The following is a 21,251-nucleotide window of genomic DNA, read 5'->3' as shown; positions in this document are numbered from 1 at the left end:
GCTACGTGGCGGTGATGGTGCTGGTGGCGAGGAGGATGACGATGACGATGCCGAGCAGGACGCGGTAGAAGGCGAAGATCTCGATCGTGTGCTTGGCCACGAACTTGATCAGCCAGGCGACCGACGCGTAGGCGACGACGAAGCTGACCACCGTCCCGACCAGCACCGGGACCAGGCCGACGGATCCGTCGAGGGCGTGCGGGAGCTCGAACACCGCGGCGCCGACCAGCGCCGGAATGCCCAGCAAGAACGCCATCCGGGTCGCCGCGACCCGGTCCAGCCCGCAGAACAGGCCGGCCGAGATCGTCGCGCCGGACCGGGACACACCGGGGATCAGCGCCAGGCACTGGATGACACCCATCACGACCGCGTCGATCAGCGTGATCCGGGTCAGCGGCCGGTTCTTGCTGCTCAGCCGTTCGGCCGCGACCATCACGACCGACCAGACGATCAGCGACACCGCGACCCACCACATGCTGCGCAACGGACCCGAGATGATCTCCCGGCCGAGGTACCCGACGACGCAGATCGGCAGCGAGCCGACGATCACGAACCAGCCCATCCGGTGATCGAAGTCACCCCGGTACTCGGGATGCCGGATCCCCTTGAACCAGGCGACGGCGTACGTCCGGATGTCCTTCCACATGAACAGCACCACAGCCGCGATCGCGCCGAACTGGATCACCGCCGTGAACGCGGTGATCGCCGGGTCGTCGATCGGCTGGCCGAGCATCTTGGAGGCGATGGTGAGGTGCCCGGTGCTGGACACCGGCAGGAACTCGGTGAGCCCCTCGACGATGCCGAGCACGACAGCTTCCCAGATGGTCACTCAGTCACCTACTCCGGCGAGGTCCAGGGCCTCGGCGACCGTGCGGAGGTCGGCGATCCGCTGGTCCACCGTCGGCGCGAACGGCGTCAGGGCCACGGTGGTCGCGCCGGCCTCGGCGTACGCGGTCAGCTTGTCGGCCATCCGCTCCTTGCCGCCGAGCAGCGAGATCGAGTCGATGAACCCCTGCGGTACGGCGGCCATCGCCTCCCGGTGCCGCCTGTCCAGGTACAGGTCCTGGATCCGCTTGGCCTCCTCGGCGTACCCCATCCGGACCGCCAGGGCGTTGTAGAAGTTCTTCTCCCGGCTGCCCATGCCGCCGATGTAGAGGGCGGCGTACCCGCGGATCGGGTCGGCCGCGGCCTGCAGGTCGTCACCGGTCATCACCGGCACGGACGCGACGACGTCGAAGCCGTCGAGTCCCTCCTGACGGACCTGGCGGCCCGTCGCGATGTGTTTCAACTGCTCTCCCAGATAGGCGGGGTCGTTGAGGATGCCGAGCCAGCCGTCGGCGATCTCGCCGGCCAGTTCGAGGTTCTTCGGGCCGACCGCGGCCAGGTACACCGGCACGTGGTCGCGGAGCGGGTGGATGGACAGCTTGAGCGGTTTGCCCGGGCCGCCCGGCAGCGGGAGCGTGAAGTGTTCACCCTCGAAGGCCACCGTCTCACGCCGCATCGCCGCGTTCACGATGGCGACGTACTCACGGGTGCGGGCCAGCGGCTTGTCGAACCGCACGCCGTGCCAGCCTTCGGACACCTGCGGCCCGGACACGCCCAGGCCGAGCCGGAACCGGCCGCCGGAGAGCCGGTCCAGGGTCGCGGCGGTCATCGCGGTCATCGCCGGGGTCCGGGCCGGGATCTGGAACACCGCGGCGCCGACGTCGATGGTCTTCGTCTGGGCGGCGATCCAGGACAGCAGCGTGGCGGCGTCCGAGCCGTAGGCCTCCGCGGCCCAGGTCACCGAGAAGCCGAGTCGTTCGGCCTCCTGCACCAGCCTCAGATGATCCAGATGGTCGTCGCCACCGAAGACGAAGCCGATGTTGAGTCCGAGTCGCATGACAGGCGAGCCTAACGAGCCGTTGTCGGTGCCCCGCAATAGGCTCGGGTTCATGCAGCAGCGCTATCTCGGTCACAGCGGACTGGCGGTGAGCCGTCTCGGCCTCGGCACCATGTCCTGGGGGCGTGACACCGACGAGCACGAGGCGCGCGAGCAGCTCGCCGCGTTCGTGGCGGCAGGCGGGACGCTGATCGACACCGCGGCCGCGTACGGCGACGGTGACAGCGAGCGACTGATCGGTTCGCTGCTCGGCGACGTGGTCGACCGCGACGACCTGGTGATCGCCACCAAGGCCGGTTTCAGCGTCCGCCGCGGCGAGCGGATCACCGACACCTCCCGCGGTGCCCTGCTGCGCGACCTGGAGGCTTCGCTGCGCCGGCTGAAGGTCGACCACATCGACCTGTGGCAGCTGCACACCTGGTCCGACGACGTGCCGCTGGAGGAGACGCTGTCGGCGCTCGACCACGCGGTGAACTCCGGCAAGGTCCGGTACGTCGGCGTCTCGAACTACGCGGGCTGGAAGTCGGCCCGGGCGGTCACCTGGCAGCAGGCCTGGCCGGGCCGCGCTGTGCCGGTGTCCAACCAGGTGGAGTACTCGCTGCTCGCCCGGGACGCCGAGGCGGACGCGATCCGGGCGGCCGGCGGGCTGGGGATCGGGATCCTGGCCTGGTCGCCGCTTGGCCGGGGTGTGTTGACTGGGAAGTACCGCACCGGGATCCCGGCGGACTCCCGGGCGGCATCTCAGCATCTGTCCAGATTCGTCGACCCCTACCTCGACGGCCGCGCGTCGGGCATCGTGGAGGCAGTCGCGCGAGCCGCCGACGGGCTCGGCTGGACACCGCTCGAGGTGGCGCTCTCCTGGGTGCGGGACCGGCCGGGTGTGTCGGCGGCGATCGTCGGGGCCCGGACGGCGATGCAGCTCAAGTCGGTCCTGGGTGTGGAGGAGCTCACCCTCCCGCCCGCGATCGTCGCAGCGCTGGAGGATGTGTCGTGAGTTAGCTGGAGGTGCGGTTTGGCCGAGTACGAGTTGCAGCAGTTCGAGGTGTCCAGGACGGAGTCGCGCGGTGCCGTCCGCCGGTTGCTGACCGAGCACGCCGAGTACGGCGGCTGGGAGCTGGCCCGCCTCCGCCGCTACCCCGACGGCTCCCGCCGGGTGTGGCTCCGCCGCCGCATCATCCGCGTGATGCGGACCCTGTGAGCAGAGCCGCGACCAGCTCTCGGCGGCTGCCGACCCCCACCTTGTCGTACGCCGCCCGGACGTGCTCCTGCACGGTGTGCGGCGACAGGTACAACCGCTCGACGATCTGCCGGGTCGAGTAGCCCTTCAGCAGCAGCTCGGTCACGCGCTGCTGAGCCGGTGTCAGCCCATGCAGGTCGAGCAGGAACGACCCAAGCTGCACCGCCGTGGCCGGTTCGATCACCACCGCAACCTGCTCGCCCACCCCTTTCAGGACCGAGGCATGCAGGACGAGCCACCGGCCCTTCGAGGTCCTCACCTTCAGCGCCGGCTGCTCCTGCAGCCTCTGCAATCGCGCGGCCGCCGCCAGCACGGCGACCGGAAGTTCCCGCCGCCGCTCCGGATCCAGCTCGGCCATCCAGTGTTCGGCCTCCGCGCTCACCGACACGACGTTGTGCTCCGCGTCGAGCACCACGACCCCCGGGCCGGCATCACCGTCGTCGGCCGGCCCCGGGAGCAGGCTTCGTCGTAGTCCCTCGGCCAGGTGCGGGCCCAGACGCCGTACCAACTGAAGCTCCTGCTCCGAGAAACCGGCCGCGGCGTTCTCGCGATGCAGGCAGATGGCGCCCCAGCAGCGGCCGTTCGCGACCAGTGCGGCGCGGAGTTCGTCGCCGAGACCGAGCGGCCGCATCACCTCGACGTACCGGGCGCTGCTGCGCCACTCCCCCTTCGTCGCGTGGCCGAGTGAGTTCACCGGGTCGCGGGCGGCGGCGAGGACGGCGAACTTGTTCACGTCGTCCTGGCCGAACTCGTTGCGCAGGAACTGCTCGGTGGACTCGCCGAGAGGTTCGTCCGCGCGCGCGGAGGTGAACAGGATCGTGGCCGGATCGACGGTCGCGAAGAAGGCGGCGTCGACCGTCATCAGCTTCCTCAGCCGGGTGAGTGTCTCGGCGCGTAGCTGATCGGCGTCCAGCCCCGCGTAGCACCGCTGGATCAGCACTTCCAGGCGATCCGCCGCCCCCATGACCGTGATGCTACGGCTGATCCGGTACGACGCCCAGTTGCCGGAGGAACCCGAGTTCGTTTAGGCGTCCCCAGCGCTCGGCCACCAGGCCGTCGCGGAGCCGGAACATGTTGATCCCGGGCAGGCTGACGGCCTTTCCGGTGGGCGCGATCCCCATCAGCTCACCGCGATGCGTGCCGCTCGCGGTGAACCGCTCCACCACGATGTCGCCCTCGGCAACCAGTTCGTGCACCTCGCTGTGCCAGTCCGGGAACGCCGCGCGCATCATCGCTCCGGCGACCCGCATCCCCTCCCGATCCGGCGTGACCCCGAACGGCGGGTCGTGGTTGACGAAGTCCTCGGCGAGGTAGGTGTCGACCGCGCCGGGGTCGCCTTTGGTGAACAGTCCCTCGATCAGGTCGCGGACAGTGGCCTTGTTGCGTTCCGTCGTACTCATGCCACCGACGCTCCCGCCGGACGACCGGCCCGGCCACCCCAACTAGTTGGGGTTTCACAGGTCCTGGCTGACCCAGACATCGGGCTCGACGTAGACGGCGTGGTCGTGCGCAACGTCGACGTGCACCGGGACGAGCGCCTTCGGGACGATCACGTCGCCGGACCGGTCGAACGGCAGGCCGGTCCACTTCCTCCACTCGGCGAGTGAACCCGCGATCACCATCGACCGCGGCGCCACCTGCACGATCTCACCGCCCGCCTTCACGTGGACGCGGAGCCACGGATCCACCGGGAGCCCGTCCGGTCTGACCTGCTCGACGTACTCCGTCATCGGCATCGTGGCGTCGGCCTTGCCGTTCGGGCGCACCGGTGCGAACAACGTGCTGTGCCCCTTCGCCTTCACCGCCTGCCGCATCGCCGCCAGCAGATCGTGCGACAACCCGCGGCCGATCGGGTCGTTTTGTGCATGAACTCCGGCCAGGCGTCGGCGAAGTCGTACAGCTTCTCGCGGTACTCAGGCCGCTCGGCCAAGGTCGTGATCACGATCTCCGGCATGGTCAGCAGTCTGGCACCGTCCGGGGCGGCGGATCACCAGGATTATCAGCGCGACGCCGGTGGTCAGCAGACCGGCTCCGATCAACGTGGGCTCGGCGCCGGCCGCCGCGATGATCGGTCCGCCGGCGAGCATCCCGGCCGAGCTCCCGGCGTTGACGACCACCGTCTGCCCGGACAGCAGCGCCCGGCGCTCGGCTCCTTGAGAGGACTGGGTGATGAGGACGGAGATCGCGGCGATGCCCAGTACGACGGTCACACCCGAGACAGCGCCCAGTACGGCGATCGCCGGTAGCGTCGTCCACAGGCCCATGCCTGCCCAGCACAGTCCCATGCAGGCCCACGAGACGGCTGCCAGCGGTACCGGTGGGAGACGGCGTACGACCGCCAGGGAAATCGCCGTACCGATGATGGACCCGACGCCGTACCCGGTCATGCCTGCGGCCAGGTAGACGCCCGGCTCACCGCGCTGCGCACCGATCACCGACAGGCCGAGCGTGAAGGCGAACCAGGTCACGCATCCGGTCCCGCGGGCTATCCATCCGTAGAGCACGTCAGGACGGCCCTTGAGGCTCGCACGGATCGAAGGGGTCGCAGTACCCTCCGGAGCGCGCTCTGCCTTGACAGTGCACGCCAGAAGCCCCGCTGCCACGACCGTGACCGACTCCACCCACAGCAAGCCGTTGGTGAAGCCTGTCGACACCGCGAACGCTCCGATCACCGGACCGACCATCATGCCGATCCTCCGCAGCCCGTCCTGCCAGGTGAGCAGTACGACGGCCTTGCCCTCGCCCCACCGGTCTCCGGTGTCCGCCAGCAGTGCTGACCGCCCTGGGTTCGACAGAGCCTCGCCGCACCCGAGCAGCAGTCCGCTGACGACCAGCAACTCGGGTGTGAGCCGTCCTAGCGCGGCTGCGGTCGGCACAGTGGCCAGTGCGATTGCGGTAAAGGCTGCGACCACGGCAAGGCGTGGACCCGAGTCGACCCACTGCCGAGCCTTCCTGGCCCACCAGGGCGACAGCAGCACGGGTACGCCGGATGCACCGCCGACCAGCCCGGTGGCCGCGACAGAGCCCGTCTCGTCGAGGATCACCAGCGGCAAGGCAACCTGCGCGATGCGGAACGCCAGGTCCGCCGCGGCGCCACCCGCCAGCAGTGCGAGCGCCTCGCTCCGAGCTCTCATGTCCTTGATTCTTGGAGTTGCCGAGCCGGCCGGGTAGCCGGCAGACCCTTGGTGGTTGCCATAGGCTGAAGCTATGGCCTCATTACCATCGGTCGAGGACCTGCGGCTCGTGCAGGCGATCGGCCGGACCGGATCGGTCGGCACCGCGGCCCGCGAACTGCGCATCTCGCAGCCGTCCGCCTCGCAGCGGCTGGCCCGGCTGGAACGCATGTGCGGCACCAGGCTCTTCGAACGCGACACCCGCGGCGCCCGCCCGACCCCGGCCGGCGCCGAACTCGGCCGCCGGGCCGACCACATCCTCGGCCACCTCGAGGAGGTGTACGCCGCCACCCGCCAGGCGGCCGCCGGTCACCGGCTGGTGATCGGATCCTTCGCCAGCCTGGCGCCCATCCTGTTCCCGATCCTCGACGCGGACCTGCCCGACCTGGACATCCAGCAGCAGGTCGACCACGGCCACTTCCTGGTCGAACGGGTCGCCGAGGGCACGATGGACGCCGCCTTCATCGCCATCGCGGACCAGATGACGCTCCCCCGCGGCACCGTCGCGCGCCGCGTCGGCCGGGACGAACTCGTCCTGTTCGTTCCACCCGGCGCGACGTTGCCGGGCCGGGGCAAGCAGCCGCTGAAGGACCGGTCGATCCCGTTCTCGACCTACGACCGCGGCGCCGAGGAGATCCACGCCCGCCTGGTCGCCCACGGCGCCGTACCCCGCCGCGGCGTCACCCTCGGCACCACAGTCGCCATGGCCCGGCGCCGTACCCAACTGGCCCTGGTGCCGCGCAGCGCACTCGCCACCGAGCTCCGCCCCGGCGAGCGCCTCGTGCCGGCCCCCTTACGCTACCGGCTCACGCTCTCCCTGGTCACGACCCCGACCCCGCCCAAGGCATTGATCGAGCACCTCCCGAACCTGCGCACCACCCTCAACCTCTTGTGAGCCAGGGCTTCCGGTACGACGCTCAAGGTAGAGCTGCTAGCAGATGAGGTGAGTCCGATGACGGTGCGGCAGTGGACGGTCGACATCACGATCGACGAGCTCGAGGACCAGCGGACGACGCACGCCGAGGCGCGGCTGCGGACGGACGGAGAACAGATCGCCGGCCGCGGTACGGCGTACCGGCACCCGAACGATGTCGAGGTACCGCAGATCGGCGACGAACTCGCGGCGGCCCGGGCGCTGTCGGAATTGGCGCACCGCCTGGTCCTCGCAGCCGCCCAGGACATCGAGGAAATCACCCACCGCCCGGCCCACCTCCGCAGCTGATCACAGCACGCCGCGTATCCCGAGAAATAGGGACGTCCGGCTAGTCCGCCCCCAGGATCCGTAGGCCGTGGAAGGCCCTGAAGTCCTCGAAGTCCTTCAGGTTCAAGGTGGCCAGAGGAAGGTCGTAGGTCAGGCAACACGCAGCTATCCACATGTCATTCACCGGCCTCGGCCGCCCCCGCTCGACACCGGCGGCCGACAGCCGGCCCCACATGGTCGCCACGGAGTCGTCACCCGGAAGAACCGGGATTCCTGACAGCCAATCCGCCAGCGCCTGCCTGCTGCTCGCGCCCCAGTGACGGATCTCCGTTCACTTGGTGAGTTCGCCCAGCGTCACGAAGGTGATGAGCGGCTGGCGGCCGATCAGCCGCGTGGTCAACGGGCCGGTCAGCTTCCTCTTGTGGAGGAGCGAAGCAACGTCGGTGTCGAGGATGACTGGCTGCACCGGTCAGGCGATCTCGCGATGACGCTCGGCATGGGTGAATGCCAGGAACTCTTCAAGCTCCTCGTCCGACTGGAAGGTGTCGGCAGCCAGGTCGTCGAGCGAGCGAATCGGCGCGGTGTTCTTGGCCGCCAGCAACTCCGAGAGCGAGAGCTGGGGCCGAACGAGCGGAGCGCCGGGCTGATCCGCCTTGTCTGTGCTCATCGAGACCTCCTCAGTTGCCTGTGACTCAGTGTAAGGCTCGACGAGCTGAGCAAGCACCATGGGCATACGCCCAAGCGCGCTACGCCAGTCAGGCCTCGTCGAGGAAACGGTCGAGGACGCGGGAGCCGAACTCGAGGGCGCTCGTCGGGACGCGCTCGTCGATGCCGTGGAACATGCCCATGAAGTCCAGGTCCGGCGGCAGCTGCAGCGGCACGAACCCGAAGCAGCGAACCCCGAGCCGGCTCCACGACTTGGCGTCCGTACCGCCCGACATCAACAGCGGCGCGGTCCGGCTCTGCGGGTCCTCGGCCGCCAGACAGGCCTTCATCGCCTCGACCAGACCCCCGCTGAACTCGGTCTCCAGCGCGATGTCCTCGACCACGGCCTCCCGCTGCACCTTGTCGCCGATCAACTCGTCGATGGTGGCGAAGAACTCGTCCTCGTACCCGGGCAGGAAGCGGCCGTCGATGTGCGCCTCGGCGTCACCGGGGATGACGTTCACCTTGTAACCGGCGTTCAGCATCGTCGGGTTGGCCGTGTTCCGGATCGTCGCGCCGAACATCCGGCTGAAGCTGCCCAGCTTCGCCAGCGTCTCGGTCATGTCCTCCGGATCCAGCTCGACCTCGAGCACGTCCTCCAGCGTCTTCAGGAACTCCCGGACCGTCGGCGTGATCCGCAGCGGCCACTCGTGCGCACCGATCCGGGTCACCGCCTCGACCAGGTTGGTGACCGCGTTGTCGTTGTTCACCATCGACCCGTGGCCCGCCGTACCGCGAGCCTTGAGCCGCATCCAGCTCATGCCCTTCTCGGCGGTCTCGATCAGGTACAGCCGCAGGTCGTCCTTCACGGTGACCGAGAATCCGCCCACCTCGCCGATCCCCTCGGTGCAGTCGGCGACGGTGTCCGGGTGGTTGTTGATCAGCCACTGGGCGCCGTACACACCGCCGGCCTCCTCGTCCGCGGTGAACACCAGCCGGACCGGCCGCCGCGGCTTCGCCCCCGCCCGCTGCCGGGCCCGGACCACCGACAGCACCATCGCGTCGAAGTCCTTCATGTCGACCGCGCCGCGGCCCCACACGCACCCGTCGAAGATCTCCCCGGCGAACGGGTCCACCTTCCAGTCCTTCGGGTCGGCCGGCACGACGTCCAGGTGCCCGTGCACCAGCAGCGGGTCGGCCGACTGGTCCTCACCCTCCCAGTGCGCCACCAGTGTGGCCCGGCCCGGCTCCGACTCGTAGATGGTGGACTCGATCCCCACCTCGTCCAGCTTCGCCGCGACGTACTCGGCCGCGACCCGCTCACCGTTGCTCTTGCCGTTGCCGTAGTTGGTGGTGTCGATCCGGATCAGCTCGCTGCAGAGCTCCACCACCTCGGCGTCAGGGGCGTACGCCGTACTGTCACTGGTCGTCGGAGAAGTCATGGGCCCATCCTCCCCCACCCCCGCATGACATCCGACCCGCCGGGTATCGGACAAGTGTGAAGGGCGACCGGGTGGAGATCGTCGTCGACACCGGCAGCGGCGTGTCGACGTACGAGATCACTGCGACCAAGGCCGGCCGCCGGGTCGAGATCAACACCAGCCGGAACCTCACGGAGGTCGTCGAGGTCACCCGCAGCGGCACCCCCGTCCGCACCGCCCGCTTCATCACCACCCGGGTGATCGCCCTGGTCGAACACCCTGCCCCTGACGGCAAAACCCCGTCATGAAGGTCACCATCGAGCCGCCCGGCGTCGAACTCCCCGGCGAGCTGGGCGTGCCCTCACCCGCGAGCGGCCTGGTCATCTTCGCCCACGGCAGCGACAGCAGCCGCCACAGCCCGCGCAACCGGTACGTCGCCCAGGTCCTCGACAACGCTGGTCTGGCCACGCTGCTCTTCGACCTGTTGACGGCCGAGGAGGCCGCCGACCGCAGGAACGTCTTCGACATCCCGCTGCTCGCCGACCGGTTGACGGCCGCCCGTGACTGGGCCGGCGACCGATTCGGCCCGGTCGCCTACTTCGGCGCCAGCACCGGCGGAGCCGCGGCGTTGTGGTCCGCCGGCGGCGACGCCGACGTCGGTGCGGTCGTCTCGCGCGGCGGGCGGGTCGACCTGGCCGGGCCACGCCTTCCCGACGTGACAGCGCCGACCTTGCTGATCGTGGGCGAGCGCGACTCCGACGTACTCGAGTTGAATCGCCGGTCCCAGCGGCAACTGCGCTGCGTGAACCGCCTCGAGGTCATCGCCGGTGCCACCCATCTGTTCCCCGAGCCCGGCGCACTCGAGGACGTGGCCGACCTCGCCCGCGACTGGTTCCTCCATGAGTTGGCCGACCACGCCGGCTGACCTCGTCTCGTCACAGCACTCGCTCGCCAGGGCGACCCCGGCGGAGTGGGTTCCTCCATCCAGGTTGCTCGTCGGTGGCGTCTGGGTCTGCTTCCCCCGGGGTCTGTCGGGCGTGGGCTCGGCCGGTGATCCGGCGTGGGCCGCCGCCGTTGTCATGGACGGTCGCCGCGTCGCCGGGCGTCAGGTGCTCGTCGGGCAGGCGTCGGCCTCCTACGTCCCCGGTCTGCTGGCTCTCCGTCTCGGTCCGCTGCTGGAGGACGTCGTACGACGCCTCACACCGTCGCCGGACGTACTGCTTCTCGACGGCACCGGACGCGACCATCCCCGAGGTGCAGGGCTAGCCTTGCACCTGGGCGCCGTACTCGAGCTGCCTACTGTCGGCGTCACTCACCGCCCGCTCACCGCGTCAGGTGACTGGCCGCCTGACGTACCGGGCGCGACGTCGCCGCTGTACGCCGGAGCGGAGCAGGTCGCAAGCTGGCTGCGCACCAGACGCGGCACCCGGCCGCTCGTCGTTCATCCCGGGTGGCGGACCGACGTCACCACAGCCGTCGACGTCGTGTCCCGGTCGCTCGCCGGGCACCGGACGCCCGAGCCGTTGCGGAGGGCGCGTCAGGCCGCCCGGCTGCTCCGGGAACCTCTCAGAGGACCTTGAGGCCGTACATCTCGCCCAGCGGGTCGGAGATCAGCTCGACCCGGGTGCCGTCCGGGTCGCGGAAGTAGACCGACGTACCGCTCTCCTCCAGGTACTCCACGCCGGCCTCGTCGAGGTTCGCCTTCAACTGCTCCCACCGCTCCGGCTCGACCGAGATCGCCAGGTGGTGCAGCCCGCCGAGCACCTCGGCGTACGGACCGAGATCGAGACCCGGGAAGTCGAAGAACGCCAGCAGGTTGCCGTTGCCGATGTCGAAGAAGAAGTGGTTCGACCCCTCGTAGTCCCGATTGCCGACGATCTCCGTCAACGGAAACCCGAGCACCCCCTGGTAGAACCGCACGGTCCGCTCCACATCCGCACACAACACCGCCACATGGTGCAACCCCCGCGCCGAGGACGCCGTACCCTCCCCGAGGTACGTCGCCCTGATCCGCTCCCGCTCAGCCTCGATCGCGGACAGGTCGATATCGGTCATGCCACTCCCCCTCGGATCGCGCCCTCACCCTCGCCCCAGCGGCGCTTGAATCTCAAACTACGCCCCGGGAAGCCGCCGAGTCAGCCCGCCAGACCCCCGCCAGCCCCCGATGTGAATTCCACCCGTGGTGTTTGCTACTGTTCTCCGGTCAGCACCACTCCGGCCCACCCGGAGCGGTCAGACCACTCGTCCGGGTGGCGGAATAGGCAGACGCGCTAGCTTGAGGTGCTAGTGCCCTTCGCGGGGCGTGGGGGTTCAAGTCCCCCCTCGGACACGCAACTTATCCACACGGTCGGCCAGCGGGTCGACCTCCACGTCGACAGTCTTCTCGACGTGGTCGTACCTCAGAGTCAGCCGCATCGCGGCGTACAGCTCAGCGAGTTGCTCACGGTCGGCCCGATCGAGCGCCTGGGCCATGTCTCCCAGCCGATCGATGAGTGACTCGAGTTCCTCCCGACTGATCCCTTGGTCGTTCTCCGTCGTCGCCAGTGCCTGCTCGGCGGAACGCTTCTCCGCCACTGCCGCGTTGTACTGCTCGCGCAGTTCTGCCGGATCCCAACCGGCGTCGAGTGCTCGCCGAAGTCGCTCCGTGCCGCGAGGTCATCCTTTGGTGATGAACTCCAGGTCGCTGACGGGGTTGGCGAATTCGCTGACCCGCAGTGAGACCTGCATTCGCCACGTGCCGGGCGCCGGCAGCACGACCTGCGCCGTGTAGAGGCCGGGTGACACCTGCGTCAGCGGGACGGCGCCCAGCGCCACCCGGTCGGAGGACAGACGCACCACCGGCGGCGCGACACCCTCGGTGGGTTCACCGCCCGCCGAGCTCAGCTGGATGGTGACGGTGTTGGGCCCCCGGCTGAGGGGTGTGAGGGTGGCCCGCACCTGGATGTCGCCCAGCGTCGTCGTGCGGGTGCCGGGTTCGGTCTTGGCCGCCGTGCTCGCCGACGCCGGCTCGCTCTCGGGACTCTTGTCGACGAGGAAGCCGGTGACGAGCAGGGCGGTGACGAGAACCGCACCCTCGATCGCGGTGGCACGCACCACCGGTCGGGAGTGCACTCGCCGGTCGCGCTGCTTGGTGGGCCGCTTGAGCCGTGGCACGAGCGACCACCTGTTCCAGGCCGCGATGGCGACTGCGACCAGCACGATGCCGATCTTGACCAGGAGCAGCTTTCCGTACGTCGTGTCGAGGAGCGCGCTCCAGGACATGAGGATCCGCCATGCCAGCACAGAGCCGGTGGCGACCAGGGCGGCGAGCACACCGGCCGCTACGGCGGAGAACCGTGCGAGCACGTTGGCCGCGACGGCGCCGCGACCTGAGAGGTCAGCCAACGTCAGGGCCAACGCGGCCAGTCCGCCGAGCCAGATGCTGCCCGCGAGCAGGTGGAGCATATCGACACCGATGACCAGGACCTCCGGACTCGCCGCGCGGGTGTGCCCGGTCAGCGCGGGGGCCACGACCGTGACCGTGGCCGCCACGGCAGCAGCGACACGTCGCTGCTGCGGAGCCACCCCGCGACCGAGCAAGGCCACGGCCAGCACCAACCCGCCGACGACGCTCGCGGGTACGGCGTACTCGGTCAGCGGCAACGAGGACCACGTTCTGCCGCGGGTGAGCGAGCTCGGCCCGCCGTCGAGCAGGTAGATCGCGGTGAGCGGCAGTGTTGCCAGCCACGCCACGACCGCGGCGGCAGCGGCGCCACGCGCAAGGACGGCCAAACGGCGCCGTGCGCGGTCGACCTGCCGGTCGGCGGGCAGGAACAGCGCGGCGAAGGCGACGAGCCCGGTCGCGAGGAAGAGGCCGAGGTACCCCACCCAGCGGGCAAGCGTCAACGCCCAGGGGACGTCCGGGGTGCCGCCGGAGTCGCTCGGAGATGGAGTGACGCCGGCGGTGGGCGCGCCGACCGAGAAGGTGAGCGAGCCGCCGATGGGATGCCCGTCCTCGGAGATGACCCGCCAGACGATCACGGTCGTACCGTTGCCCAGCGGTCCGGACAGGCCGACCTCGAGCTCGGCGCCCTTGACGGTCGCAGACGCCTCGACCAGCCCACCACGGGAGTCGAAGACCTGAACACCGTCCGGTACGCCGCGCACCGCCTCGTCGAACGTGAACCGGACCTGCTTGGGTGCAACTTGGAGGACCGCACCTTCGGCCGGATTGGTGCTGACGAGGTTGGCATGCGCGCTCGCCGGCTGCGCGAGGCCGAACAGCATTGCGGTGACCAACGCCAGGAGCAGGAACGCGGCCGCTCCGCGTCGTCGCGGTCGCGGGCCGATCATGTCCGGCGGCGCTGCCGAACGAACGCCGCACCACCGAGGACGGAGCCGAGCACGCCGGCAACCAGCGCGGCGAGCGTCAGGGCCTTGCCACCGTTCGACTCCGGCGCTGCATCAGGTGCCTCGTCGGAGCGCGAGTCGCCGGTGGTCGATGCGGCGGAGGTCGCCCCGTGGTGGCCGCCCTCCCCTTCCCCGGAGACCACGAAACCGGGTGCGGGCAACTCGAGTTCCTTGATGTCCTGCCCGTCCTGCGGGACCTCGATCCAGGCCGACTCCCCCTGCTCGCAGGTCTGGATGGTCGGGAACACGAGCTTGGCGCCTTCGGTGTCGGGTAGCCGTACCGCGAGCTCGAAGACGTCGCGGTGACCGTCCGGGAGTGGGGTGTCGGTGCTGAAGGTGACCGACGCGACCCGCTCCACGATCTTGTTGCCGTGGGCATCGACCACGGGTGGGTCGAGCTTCTCGGTCTTCTTCTCGATCTTCCACAGCGCCGTACGGGTGGGGGTAACCGAGGTGATTTCGGCCGGCATCTGGATGGCGATCTTGGTGGTCGGCGAGTCCTCGCAGCCGTGCCCGACGCTGAACTCGAGGACGGCAGTGGCGCCTGCGGCCGTCGTGGACGGAGTGACGATGACGTGGGCGCTCGCTGGGACGGCGAGGCCAACCGAACCGACGACCAGGGCAGCGGCGCCGGCGAGCACGACCCGCCGCGACCGCGACCGCGCCCGCGCCCGCAACCGCATCCGATCCGGACGGGCGTCGCGCTCGTGGCCCTGCATCCGGGGGGACCGCGCACGTTCACGCCGCATGTCTGCATCCTCGTGTGGTTGGGGGCGGACGACGCAGTTCACTCATGTGAACGTCGTACGAAATAGCGAATATCCGGGAGTGAATCAGCGGGTCGAATCGTTGTCAAGAATGCGAACTCGCCCAGCGTCGACCATTGCGGCAGCCCAAGACGGCGCGATACCGTGGCGTTCACATCAGTGAACCCAGGTCGCCATTGTGGATGACTGCGAGAAGAAAGGGCCGCCATGCCCAACATCACCGTCGAACTGCTCGCCGGCCGGTCTCTGGAGCAGCGCCGAGCCTTTGCCCAGGCGGTGGCCGACAGTGCGGTCGAGATCCTCGGCGCCCGGCGCCAGGACGTTCGCATGGTCTTCAACGAGATCACGCCCGACATTGTCGCCAACGGCGGCGTGCTCGCCAGCGAGGACGACACCCGCGCTGCGGTGGTGGCCGCACTGGACAAAAGCTGACCAGGCGACGCAGCCGACACACCCACACGCCAGCAGGACGACACAGCAGCACACGCATACGCCAACAGACGACGCAGCCGGCACACGACACGGGCCCGGGGACTCCCCCGGGCCCGTGTCGTTGCTACCTGCTCACCTTGACGGTGAGCTCCGCGTTCACCCCCTCGACCAGGTCACTCCCTAGGTAGTCCACCGCCAGCGTCAACTGGCCTCCCTTGGGGATCCTCGGCCACTCGAACACCGCTCGGCCGTCGCTGACGGTGCCGACGAGCGTCGCGCCACCCTCGATCCTCACTCTGACCTCGCCGGTCACCGGTACGTCGCCGGCGGCCGACAGCTGCACCGTGATCTGCGCCCGGTTGCCGGGCAGCTTCGTCGCGGTGACCTCCATGGTCGGAACCACCTTCGTCACGACCACCTCCACCGTCGACGAGGAGGGCTGGTGGGCGGCGTCCCCGCCGTACCGCAGGGTCAGGTCGTACGTCCCGGGCAGGAGTGCCTTGGCGGGCAACACCAGCGTCCCCTTCCCGTCGGCGACCGCGGCCGTTGCCAGGACAGTTGTCCCCTGCAACAGCTTGACCGTCCCGGTGGCCTCCGTCGGCGAAACTGCCACCGACACGGTGCCTGACGTGCCGTACGTCGTCGGTAGTGCGACTCCGGCCACGGCGGTGGTTGCCAAACCGCCCTTCACCGTGATGGTCACCTTCGTCGGGGTGGACACGTCTTCCCCGTCGTCTGCGCGGTAGGTGAAGACGTCCTTGCCGGTGAAGCCGGCGTCGGGCGTGTAGGTGAGCGAGCCGTCAGCAGCCAGCGTCACCCTGCCGTTGATGGGCTGGGTGGCACCGATGGCCGTGAGGACATCGCCATCCGCATCGGTGTCGTTCGCCAGGACGCCTGGTGCCGGCAGTACGAGGGGCTGTCCCTCGACGGCCTCGTAAGCGTCTTCGCCTGCGACCGGGGCGGTGTTGTCCGGCGGCTCCTCACCCGCCTCCACAGTGATGGTCACCGTCGTCGGCGCCGAGGCGGCGGTCCCGTCGGAGGCTCGGTAAGTGAAGGTGTCCGTGCCCGAGAACCCGGACTTGGGGGTGTAGGTGAAGGACCCGTTGGCCGCCAGCACGACCGCGCCATTGGCCGGCTGGGTGAGACCGCCCGCGGTCAGGGTGTCGCCGTCTGCGTCCGTGTCGTTGGCGAGCACACCGGGCGCGTTGACCGTGAGGACCTTGTCCTCCACGGTGCCGTAGGCATCGGCTGCCCCTACTGGGGCGGCGTTCACCGGACCCGCGTGGAGCTCCGCGACCTGTTCGGCGCTGAGTTCGTAGCCGTACATCCGGAAGTCGTCGACCAGACCGTCGAATCGTGGATCCGGCCAGCTCGTCCCACCGATGAGGTTGGCCGTGGTGTTGCCACCTACGCCGATGTCACCGATGCCGACGGTGAAGTCGGTGCGGGTGGCCTGCAGCTTGCCGTTGAAGTAGATCTTGCCGGTCGAGCCGCTCATCGTGAACACGACGTGCGTCCACTCGTTCAGCGGCAGGTCGTTGCCCGCACCGAGAGTCAGCCGTTCCTGCACCGGATTGCCGGGTGCCTTGAACGTGGCCGCGAACCCGGTTGCCCCGGCAGCCTGCGTGGACGACTGGAGCAGGAAGAACGTGTCCGTGCTGCTGCCGATCTGGACCAGCGGCACCCAGTTCGGAAGCGCGTCCGGACGCGCCCACACCGACACGGTGAACTCCTCGTCCATGCCGGCCTGGATGTTGTCCGGGAGCCGGACCTGGTTGCCCGAGCCCGCGGCACCGCCCGGCAGCGACACCGCGTTGCCGAACCGGCCGCCGGAAGCCCAGGACGTCGCGCCCTCGAGGGTCGCTGCGCCGATCGACGGATCGTTGCCCGTATTGGCGGCAGAGGTGCCCTGGCCCTCGTTGAACGTGTAGTGGATCGGGACACCCACGCCCGGCGGTGGCCGCTCGACCGTATGCGTCACCGTGGCCGACGAGTCGCGCCAGCCCTCGGCCGCGACGAAGCGGACCTCGATCTGGTGCGCTCCCGGGGACAGCGTGAGCGCGGGGAACGACACGGCTCCATCGACCACGTCGACGGTCGAGCCGACGCTGGAACCGTCGACCCACAGCTGGGCCGTGCCCTTGGCTTTGGCGCCCGCCTCGTCGGCGATGGCCGCCGAGACCGTCACCGGCTGGGCGAACGGCGACGGCGAGACCGGCTCGATCTTGACGGTCGTCGTCGTGCGCAGCGCCGAACCGGCGGCGTACATCGCAGCCACATCTGCCGCGGTCAGCGTGGACGTGTAGAGCCGGACGTCGTCCATCAGACCGTCGAACGCCGGGTCCGGGAAGCCGTTGCGACCCAGCCAGTTGTTGGCCGTCGGACCGATGTCGGTCATGTCGATCGTCAGGTCGTTGCGGGTCGCGATCGCCTCGCCGTTCAGGTACAGCGTGCCGACCGCGCCTTGACGGGTGAAGGCCACGTGGTTCCACTGGTTGGCGGCCACGTCCTTGGTGGGACTGGCGTAGACACGCTCCTGGAGAGCGTTGCCCTTCGCCTTGAAAGTGGCCGCGAGGCCGGTGTTTCCTGCCGCCTGGGTCTGCATCTGGATCTGGAAGAAGCTTCCGGCGTCGCCGAGCCCGTCGCCGAGGTGGAACAGACCGACCCAGTCGTTCTTCGTGTCGGGGCGCACCCAGAACGCGGTGGTGAAGTCCGCCGCACCTTGGAGCAGGTTGTCCGGCAGGTCCACCGCGTTGGCGTTGCTGCCGCCCGGCAGGTTGATCGCCTTGCCGAAGACGCCGTTGTCGGACCAGCCGGTGGTGCCGGTGAGGACCGCGGCCCCGACCCCGCCGGCGTCGCCGGTGTTGGCGGCCGTCGGGCCCTGGCCCTCCTCGAACTCGTAGTGGATGGGGACGTCGGACGCTCCCGGGTCCACACCGATGATCACGAGGTTGTCGATCATCAGGCCGGCGCCGGTTCCCGGGGCCTTCAGGCTGAGCGTCTGCGAACGGGCCGCGGCCGTGAAGGATCCGACGTACGTGCCGAAGGCGCCTGTCGAGGGCAGGTCCGTCGTAGCGGTGAGGGTGGCGTTCAGGTCACCGATCGACAGGGCGGCCGTCGCTGGGCCCGCCCCGGCAGCTGACCGGCTGTCGCGGGCGTAGCGCAGCGAGATCCGGTACTCACGCCCGGGGTCGAGGCCCTTGAGCGTGCGCTCGAGACTTCCCGAGGTGCCGAGGCCGAGGTGGTAGCCGGTGAGACCGAGGCCACCCTGGCCGGCAACGGTGCCGCGCACGAGCTGGACCTGGCTCTTGATCGTCCACGGAGTCATCCGGGCGTTGCCCGGGGCAACGTCGACGACCGGGGCCGGGTTGCCGCCCCGCCAGTCGATGGGCAGGCGCGGGTACTCGAACTGGTCGACGACCTGCGGGGTCCGCTGGTCCATCTTCACCTTGGGGTCGATGTCCACGATCTTGGCGACCGACGGGGTGCCGTCGGCGTCGAAGACGAACAGCATGTAGGCACCGGGGGGCGCGTACGTGCCGTCGGCCGGAGACGTGATGGTCACCGTTCCGCCAGCCTGGCTGAACTTCAGGTCCTGGAAGTTCTGATCGTTGTTGAAGCCGTGGGTCACCGAGCCGTTGCGGACCAGCGTGACGCGCGAGACGGTGCTGGACGTGGCGATCTGGAAGTCGCCGTTGTAGCCGATCGTCTTGGGCGCGGTGGTGATCACCGGACGCTCGGCCGGCTCGTTGCCGTCGAAGAGGTACGACGGGGAGTAGTACTCCACGTCCGTGTAGTTCCGCGGACCGGGAGCACCGCCGCCGCCGATCATCACGCGACCGTCGGGCAGGAGCAGGGCCGTGGAGTGGTAGAGACGAGCGTGCTCGTGCGGCAGGGCGACCTCGGTCCAGTCACCCGTTTCGGGGTCCCAGATCTCGGCGTTCGTGACGTATCCGCCGTTGCCGTTGTTCTCGCGGCCGCCGCCCGTCACGAGCACGTCGCCGTCGGGGAGGACCGTCGAGGTCGCCCAGTGGCGCTGGTACTTCATCGGCTCGGTCGCCGCGATGACCGGGTTCGCGGTGCCACCGGTGATGTCGACCGTGAAGCCGGCCCGAGCGCCGGCCGGGCCGCCGCCGTTGGCCCACCAGCCGCCGCCGACCTGGAGGATCTTGCCGGGGCGGTACATCGTTGCCGTGGACGTCGCACCGACCGGGTTACCGTTCGCGCCCTGGTTGGCGATGCCGGCCGGCAGCGTGCCGCGCAGGGTCAGCTGGCCGGCACCGTTGTTTCCGTACGGGTCGAGCTCGAACATCTGCGTCCCGCTGATGTTGAACAGGTTGCCGCTGCCCGGCGCGACGAACGCGCGCGGGTACCACCAGCGGTTCTCGTCCGCACCGGGGTGGTCGGCCCCGCCGTCGCCGTACGCCACCGGGCTCCTGGCACCGTCGAGCGTCTTCCAGCCGGAGCCCTTGTCCGGGGTGTAGATCTCCGGGGTAAGTACGCCGGGTCCGCCCGGCCCGCCGCGGAGGCTGCCACCCTGGACGACGATGTCGCCGTTGGGCATGGTGGTGCCGGTCGGGTACCACCGCGGGTAGTTCATGGGCGCCTCGTTCTGCAGCCCGTTGTTGGTGGAGTAGCTGGTGACGCCGATGGCGCCGTCGTTCGGGGCGTTGCCCCCCAGGCCGTCGTCACCGCCGACCGTCATCGTGGAGTGATTGTGTGGGCTCTGCACCTGCATGGAGCAGAACAGGTCCGTATAGGTGGTGTTCGGAAGGATGCCGTTGCGGAGGTTCGCCAGGGTCCTCGGCTCGGCTGGGTCCCAGACGTCGACCTCCATCTGGCCGCCCTGGGTGATCGAGCTGTTGCCGGTCCAGTCGTACGGCGTGGTGTCGTTGCCCCAACCTCCGACGCTGCCGAAGGACTGCACCCTGCCGTCGGACGTCAGCGCCATGTTGATCGGCATCAACGGCCACGGCGTCACGCCGCTCCAGGCGCCGGCCTTGTCCTTCACCGGCGGCGAGCAGTCCGCGGGCAGCAGTCCGGCGGCGTACGCGAGGCCGTTCTTCATCTGCGTGCGGATGGGTGCCTCGGCGTACGCCGTGCCCTCGTGACCCATCCCGGTGTACCACGACCGGCCGGCGTCGATCTCCTGGCACCAGGTGATCGGGTGCGAGGTGCCCTGGCGACCCATGCCGTACGACGTCTCGTCGACCTCGAGCAGGGTGCGGACGTGGGGAGCCGGGTTGACGACCCAGTCGTACCACTCGTCGCTGCGGGTGAACTCGGCCTGCAGACCCTGTGTCAGGGGGTGGCTGGAGTCCTTCACGACCACCCGGCCCGGCCGGATGGCGGGGTTCTCCGGGTGCCCCTCGGAGACGGCACCGACGAGGCGGGCGTAGAACGGGTTGACGTCGTGCTCGCTCTGGCCGACTGACCAACCGGTGTAGTGCAGGCCCAGGTAGCCGCCGCCGCCGCGGATGTAGGCCTCGAGCGCGGTGCGCTGTTCCGCGTTGAAGAGCACACCGCCCGTCTGCGCGAAGACCACGGCGTCGCGGGTGGCGAGATTCTCGGTGGTGAAGGCCGCCGGGTCGTCGGTCTCCTGGATGTCCACGGGCTGGCCGTACTGCGTGCCGAGCTCGGTGACCAGGTCCCGGACGGCCTGCCGCGCCTGCACGTGCGAGGCGTGGAAGTTGGGCTTGTAGAACAACAGGATGTTGAGCTGTCCGTCAGCGGCGGCCGCGGCCGGGGCCGGGGCGTTGGCGGCCGCCGAGGCTGCCGAACCGGCGGCGAACGCCAGGGCGACGAGCACTGCGACGACGCGGGCGAACGCCCCCGCGAACAATCGATGGAAGCGTGCGCCGAGTGGCACGGGGGCTGATCTGCTGGTCACGGTCATGGGGTCACCTTGGGGTTCGGCTACGTGGCAGGCGAGGGCCGGGCCTCTGCTGGGCCTGAACGTATGACGTGCACCACACAGAGTCAAGAACTCAGTCCAGGCTTGTGAACGAGAGTGGAAGATCGTTCATATATGCGAATCTGTTCCGGGCAGGCTGCCCCACGGTCACCCGGGAGCTGAGGTGGTCGCCGGGCGCGCTGAGGCACCA

At 69.5% G+C, this 21,251-nt stretch carries 23 protein-coding genes and 1 tRNA gene; 9 read left to right on the top strand and 15 right to left on the bottom strand.

All coding sequences use genetic code 11. The features are described 5' to 3' along the window. Position 1 precedes the first annotated feature (1 nt). Both ACYVOK_RS15245 and ACYVOK_RS15240 read right to left on the bottom strand, forming a co-directional pair. Complete coding sequence (locus ACYVOK_RS15245) at positions 2-829, bottom strand: undecaprenyl-diphosphate phosphatase (protein WP_460663046.1); 828 nt, start codon at positions 827-829, stop codon at positions 2-4. Continuing rightward, positions 830-1,882, bottom strand: a complete 1,053-nt coding sequence (locus ACYVOK_RS15240) for an LLM class F420-dependent oxidoreductase (RefSeq protein WP_460663045.1) — start codon at positions 1,880-1,882, stop codon at positions 830-832. A 52-nt stretch (positions 1,883-1,934) separates the two neighbouring features. Here ACYVOK_RS15240 and ACYVOK_RS15235 point away from each other — a divergent pair, with 52 nt between their 5' ends. Both ACYVOK_RS15235 and ACYVOK_RS15230 read left to right on the top strand, forming a co-directional pair. Then, positions 1,935-2,876, top strand: coding sequence for an aldo/keto reductase (locus ACYVOK_RS15235; RefSeq protein WP_460663044.1), 942 nt, complete (start codon positions 1,935-1,937; stop codon positions 2,874-2,876). An 18-nt stretch (positions 2,877-2,894) separates the two neighbouring features. Next, complete coding sequence (locus tag ACYVOK_RS15230; protein ID WP_393158946.1) at positions 2,895-3,080, top strand: DUF5703 family protein; 186 nt, start codon at positions 2,895-2,897, stop codon at positions 3,078-3,080. Here ACYVOK_RS15230 and ACYVOK_RS15225 read toward each other — a convergent pair. From ACYVOK_RS15225 to ACYVOK_RS15210, 4 genes are all read right to left on the bottom strand, one after another. Continuing rightward, on the bottom strand, positions 3,055-4,083 hold the full coding sequence (locus tag ACYVOK_RS15225) for a LuxR C-terminal-related transcriptional regulator (protein ID WP_460663043.1): 1,029 nt from the start codon (positions 4,081-4,083) through the stop codon (positions 3,055-3,057). The genes ACYVOK_RS15230 and ACYVOK_RS15225 overlap by 26 nt on opposite strands. 10 nt (positions 4,084-4,093) lie before the next feature. Then, a complete protein-coding gene (locus ACYVOK_RS15220; RefSeq protein WP_460663042.1) occupies positions 4,094-4,519 on the bottom strand; it encodes an ester cyclase in 426 nt (141 codons plus the stop codon). Between the two features lie 54 nt (positions 4,520-4,573). Further along, on the bottom strand, positions 4,574-4,933 hold the full coding sequence (locus ACYVOK_RS15215; protein WP_460663041.1) for a hypothetical protein: 360 nt from the start codon (positions 4,931-4,933) through the stop codon (positions 4,574-4,576). 99 nt (positions 4,934-5,032) lie between these two features. Further along, positions 5,033-6,253 (bottom strand): MFS transporter, encoded by a 1,221-nt coding sequence (locus tag ACYVOK_RS15210; protein WP_460663040.1) that lies wholly within the window; start codon positions 6,251-6,253, stop codon positions 5,033-5,035. Between the two features lie 73 nt (positions 6,254-6,326). Here ACYVOK_RS15210 and ACYVOK_RS15205 point away from each other — a divergent pair, with 73 nt between their 5' ends. Both ACYVOK_RS15205 and ACYVOK_RS15200 read left to right on the top strand, forming a co-directional pair. Next, positions 6,327-7,187, top strand: a complete 861-nt coding sequence (locus ACYVOK_RS15205; protein WP_460663039.1) for a LysR family transcriptional regulator — start codon at positions 6,327-6,329, stop codon at positions 7,185-7,187. 57 nt (positions 7,188-7,244) lie between these two features. Further along, entirely contained in the window at positions 7,245-7,514 is a 270-nt protein-coding gene (locus ACYVOK_RS15200; RefSeq protein ID WP_460663038.1) for a DUF1876 domain-containing protein, read from the top strand. Positions 7,515-7,554: 40 nt separating this feature from the next. Here ACYVOK_RS15200 and ACYVOK_RS15195 read toward each other — a convergent pair whose 3' ends face one another. The 4 genes from ACYVOK_RS15195 to ACYVOK_RS15180 form a co-directional block, all read right to left on the bottom strand. Then, on the bottom strand, positions 7,555-7,818 hold the full coding sequence (locus ACYVOK_RS15195; protein WP_460663076.1) for a PIN domain-containing protein: 264 nt from the start codon (positions 7,816-7,818) through the stop codon (positions 7,555-7,557). A 6-nt stretch (positions 7,819-7,824) separates the two neighbouring features. Further along, on the bottom strand, positions 7,825-7,959 hold the full coding sequence (locus tag ACYVOK_RS15190) for a hypothetical protein (protein WP_460663037.1): 135 nt from the start codon (positions 7,957-7,959) through the stop codon (positions 7,825-7,827). 3 nt (positions 7,960-7,962) lie between these two features. Then, the gene (locus ACYVOK_RS15185; protein ID WP_460663036.1) at positions 7,963-8,160 is read right to left on the bottom strand and encodes a hypothetical protein; all 198 of its coding nucleotides are present in this window, start codon (positions 8,158-8,160) and stop codon (positions 7,963-7,965) included. Positions 8,161-8,248: 88 nt separating this feature from the next. Then, positions 8,249-9,580 carry a M20/M25/M40 family metallo-hydrolase gene (locus tag ACYVOK_RS15180; RefSeq protein ID WP_460663035.1) on the bottom strand — a complete coding sequence of 444 codons (1,332 nt, stop codon included), beginning with the start codon at positions 9,578-9,580 and terminating at the stop codon, positions 8,249-8,251. Positions 9,581-9,636: 56 nt separating this feature from the next. Here ACYVOK_RS15180 and ACYVOK_RS15175 point away from each other — a divergent pair, with 56 nt between their 5' ends. From ACYVOK_RS15175 to ACYVOK_RS15165, 3 genes are read left to right on the top strand one after another with little or no spacing between them, the layout of a single operon-like run. After that, a complete protein-coding gene (locus tag ACYVOK_RS15175) occupies positions 9,637-9,867 on the top strand; it encodes a hypothetical protein (protein ID WP_460663034.1) in 231 nt (76 codons plus the stop codon). Beyond that, positions 9,864-10,484 (top strand): dienelactone hydrolase family protein, encoded by a 621-nt coding sequence (locus tag ACYVOK_RS15170; RefSeq protein ID WP_460663033.1) that lies wholly within the window; start codon positions 9,864-9,866, stop codon positions 10,482-10,484. The genes ACYVOK_RS15175 and ACYVOK_RS15170 overlap by 4 nt, the downstream gene beginning before the upstream one ends. After that, positions 10,459-11,139 (top strand): endonuclease V, encoded by a 681-nt coding sequence (locus ACYVOK_RS15165; protein ID WP_460663032.1) that lies wholly within the window; start codon positions 10,459-10,461, stop codon positions 11,137-11,139. The genes ACYVOK_RS15170 and ACYVOK_RS15165 overlap by 26 nt, the downstream gene beginning before the upstream one ends. Here ACYVOK_RS15165 and ACYVOK_RS15160 read toward each other — a convergent pair. Further along, positions 11,126-11,614 carry a VOC family protein gene (locus ACYVOK_RS15160; RefSeq protein WP_460663031.1) on the bottom strand — a complete coding sequence of 163 codons (489 nt, stop codon included), beginning with the start codon at positions 11,612-11,614 and terminating at the stop codon, positions 11,126-11,128. The genes ACYVOK_RS15165 and ACYVOK_RS15160 overlap by 14 nt on opposite strands. 188 nt (positions 11,615-11,802) lie before the next feature. Here ACYVOK_RS15160 and ACYVOK_RS15155 point away from each other — a divergent pair. Further along, positions 11,803-11,888 (top strand) — tRNA-Leu (locus ACYVOK_RS15155). Here the strand turns inward: ACYVOK_RS15155 and ACYVOK_RS15150 are convergent. From ACYVOK_RS15150 to ACYVOK_RS15140, 3 genes are all read right to left on the bottom strand, one after another. Beyond that, positions 11,870-12,133 carry a hypothetical protein gene (locus ACYVOK_RS15150; RefSeq protein ID WP_460663030.1) on the bottom strand — a complete coding sequence of 88 codons (264 nt, stop codon included), beginning with the start codon at positions 12,131-12,133 and terminating at the stop codon, positions 11,870-11,872. The genes ACYVOK_RS15155 and ACYVOK_RS15150 overlap by 19 nt on opposite strands. Before the next feature lie 81 nt (positions 12,134-12,214). Continuing rightward, the gene (locus tag ACYVOK_RS15145; RefSeq protein ID WP_460663029.1) at positions 12,215-13,891 is read right to left on the bottom strand and encodes a copper resistance CopC/CopD family protein; all 1,677 of its coding nucleotides are present in this window, start codon (positions 13,889-13,891) and stop codon (positions 12,215-12,217) included. After that, complete coding sequence (locus tag ACYVOK_RS15140; RefSeq protein WP_460663028.1) at positions 13,888-14,697, bottom strand: YcnI family copper-binding membrane protein; 810 nt, start codon at positions 14,695-14,697, stop codon at positions 13,888-13,890. The genes ACYVOK_RS15145 and ACYVOK_RS15140 overlap by 4 nt, the downstream gene beginning before the upstream one ends. Before the next feature lie 225 nt (positions 14,698-14,922). Here ACYVOK_RS15140 and ACYVOK_RS15135 point away from each other — a divergent pair, with 225 nt between their 5' ends. Further along, the gene (locus ACYVOK_RS15135; protein ID WP_460663027.1) at positions 14,923-15,147 is read left to right on the top strand and encodes a tautomerase family protein; all 225 of its coding nucleotides are present in this window, start codon (positions 14,923-14,925) and stop codon (positions 15,145-15,147) included. 124 nt (positions 15,148-15,271) lie between these two features. Here ACYVOK_RS15135 and ACYVOK_RS15130 read toward each other — a convergent pair whose 3' ends face one another. Beyond that, entirely contained in the window at positions 15,272-21,043 is a 5,772-nt protein-coding gene (locus ACYVOK_RS15130; protein WP_460663026.1) for a LamG-like jellyroll fold domain-containing protein, read from the bottom strand. Positions 21,044-21,251: the final 208 nt, after the last annotated feature.

It is taken from the genome of Kribbella swartbergensis (assembly GCF_054784135.1).
This window is presented reverse-complemented; position numbering and strand designations above follow the sequence as displayed.

Bases quoted from the DNA above. Each gene is read 5' to 3' on its own strand.
- ACYVOK_RS15205 (WP_460663039.1), top strand. From the start codon at position 6,327: ATGGCCTCATTACCATCGGTCGAGGACCTGCGGCTCGTGCAGGCGATC.
- ACYVOK_RS15160 (WP_460663031.1), bottom strand. From the start codon at position 11,614: ATGACCGATATCGACCTGTCCGCGATCGAGGCTGAGCGGGAGCGGATC.
- ACYVOK_RS15240 (WP_460663045.1), bottom strand. From the start codon at position 1,882: ATGCGACTCGGACTCAACATCGGCTTCGTCTTCGGTGGCGACGACCAT.
- ACYVOK_RS15210 (WP_460663040.1), bottom strand. From the start codon at position 6,253: ATGAGAGCTCGGAGCGAGGCGCTCGCACTGCTGGCGGGTGGCGCCGCG.
- ACYVOK_RS15200 (WP_460663038.1), top strand. From the start codon at position 7,245: ATGACGGTGCGGCAGTGGACGGTCGACATCACGATCGACGAGCTCGAG.
- ACYVOK_RS15185 (WP_460663036.1), bottom strand. From the start codon at position 8,160: ATGAGCACAGACAAGGCGGATCAGCCCGGCGCTCCGCTCGTTCGGCCC.
- ACYVOK_RS15170 (WP_460663033.1), top strand. From the start codon at position 9,864: ATGAAGGTCACCATCGAGCCGCCCGGCGTCGAACTCCCCGGCGAGCTG.
- ACYVOK_RS15140 (WP_460663028.1), bottom strand. From the start codon at position 14,697: ATGCGGCGTGAACGTGCGCGGTCCCCCCGGATGCAGGGCCACGAGCGC.
- ACYVOK_RS15145 (WP_460663029.1), bottom strand. From the start codon at position 13,891: ATGATCGGCCCGCGACCGCGACGACGCGGAGCGGCCGCGTTCCTGCTC.
- ACYVOK_RS15225 (WP_460663043.1), bottom strand. From the start codon at position 4,083: ATGGGGGCGGCGGATCGCCTGGAAGTGCTGATCCAGCGGTGCTACGCG.
- ACYVOK_RS15220 (WP_460663042.1), bottom strand. From the start codon at position 4,519: ATGAGTACGACGGAACGCAACAAGGCCACTGTCCGCGACCTGATCGAG.
- ACYVOK_RS15235 (WP_460663044.1), top strand. From the start codon at position 1,935: ATGCAGCAGCGCTATCTCGGTCACAGCGGACTGGCGGTGAGCCGTCTC.
- ACYVOK_RS15130 (WP_460663026.1), bottom strand. From the start codon at position 21,043: ATGACCGTGACCAGCAGATCAGCCCCCGTGCCACTCGGCGCACGCTTC.
- ACYVOK_RS15180 (WP_460663035.1), bottom strand. From the start codon at position 9,580: ATGACTTCTCCGACGACCAGTGACAGTACGGCGTACGCCCCTGACGCC.
- ACYVOK_RS15215 (WP_460663041.1), bottom strand. From the start codon at position 4,933: ATGCGGCAGGCGGTGAAGGCGAAGGGGCACAGCACGTTGTTCGCACCG.
- ACYVOK_RS15165 (WP_460663032.1), top strand. From the start codon at position 10,459: ATGAGTTGGCCGACCACGCCGGCTGACCTCGTCTCGTCACAGCACTCG.
- ACYVOK_RS15135 (WP_460663027.1), top strand. From the start codon at position 14,923: ATGCCCAACATCACCGTCGAACTGCTCGCCGGCCGGTCTCTGGAGCAG.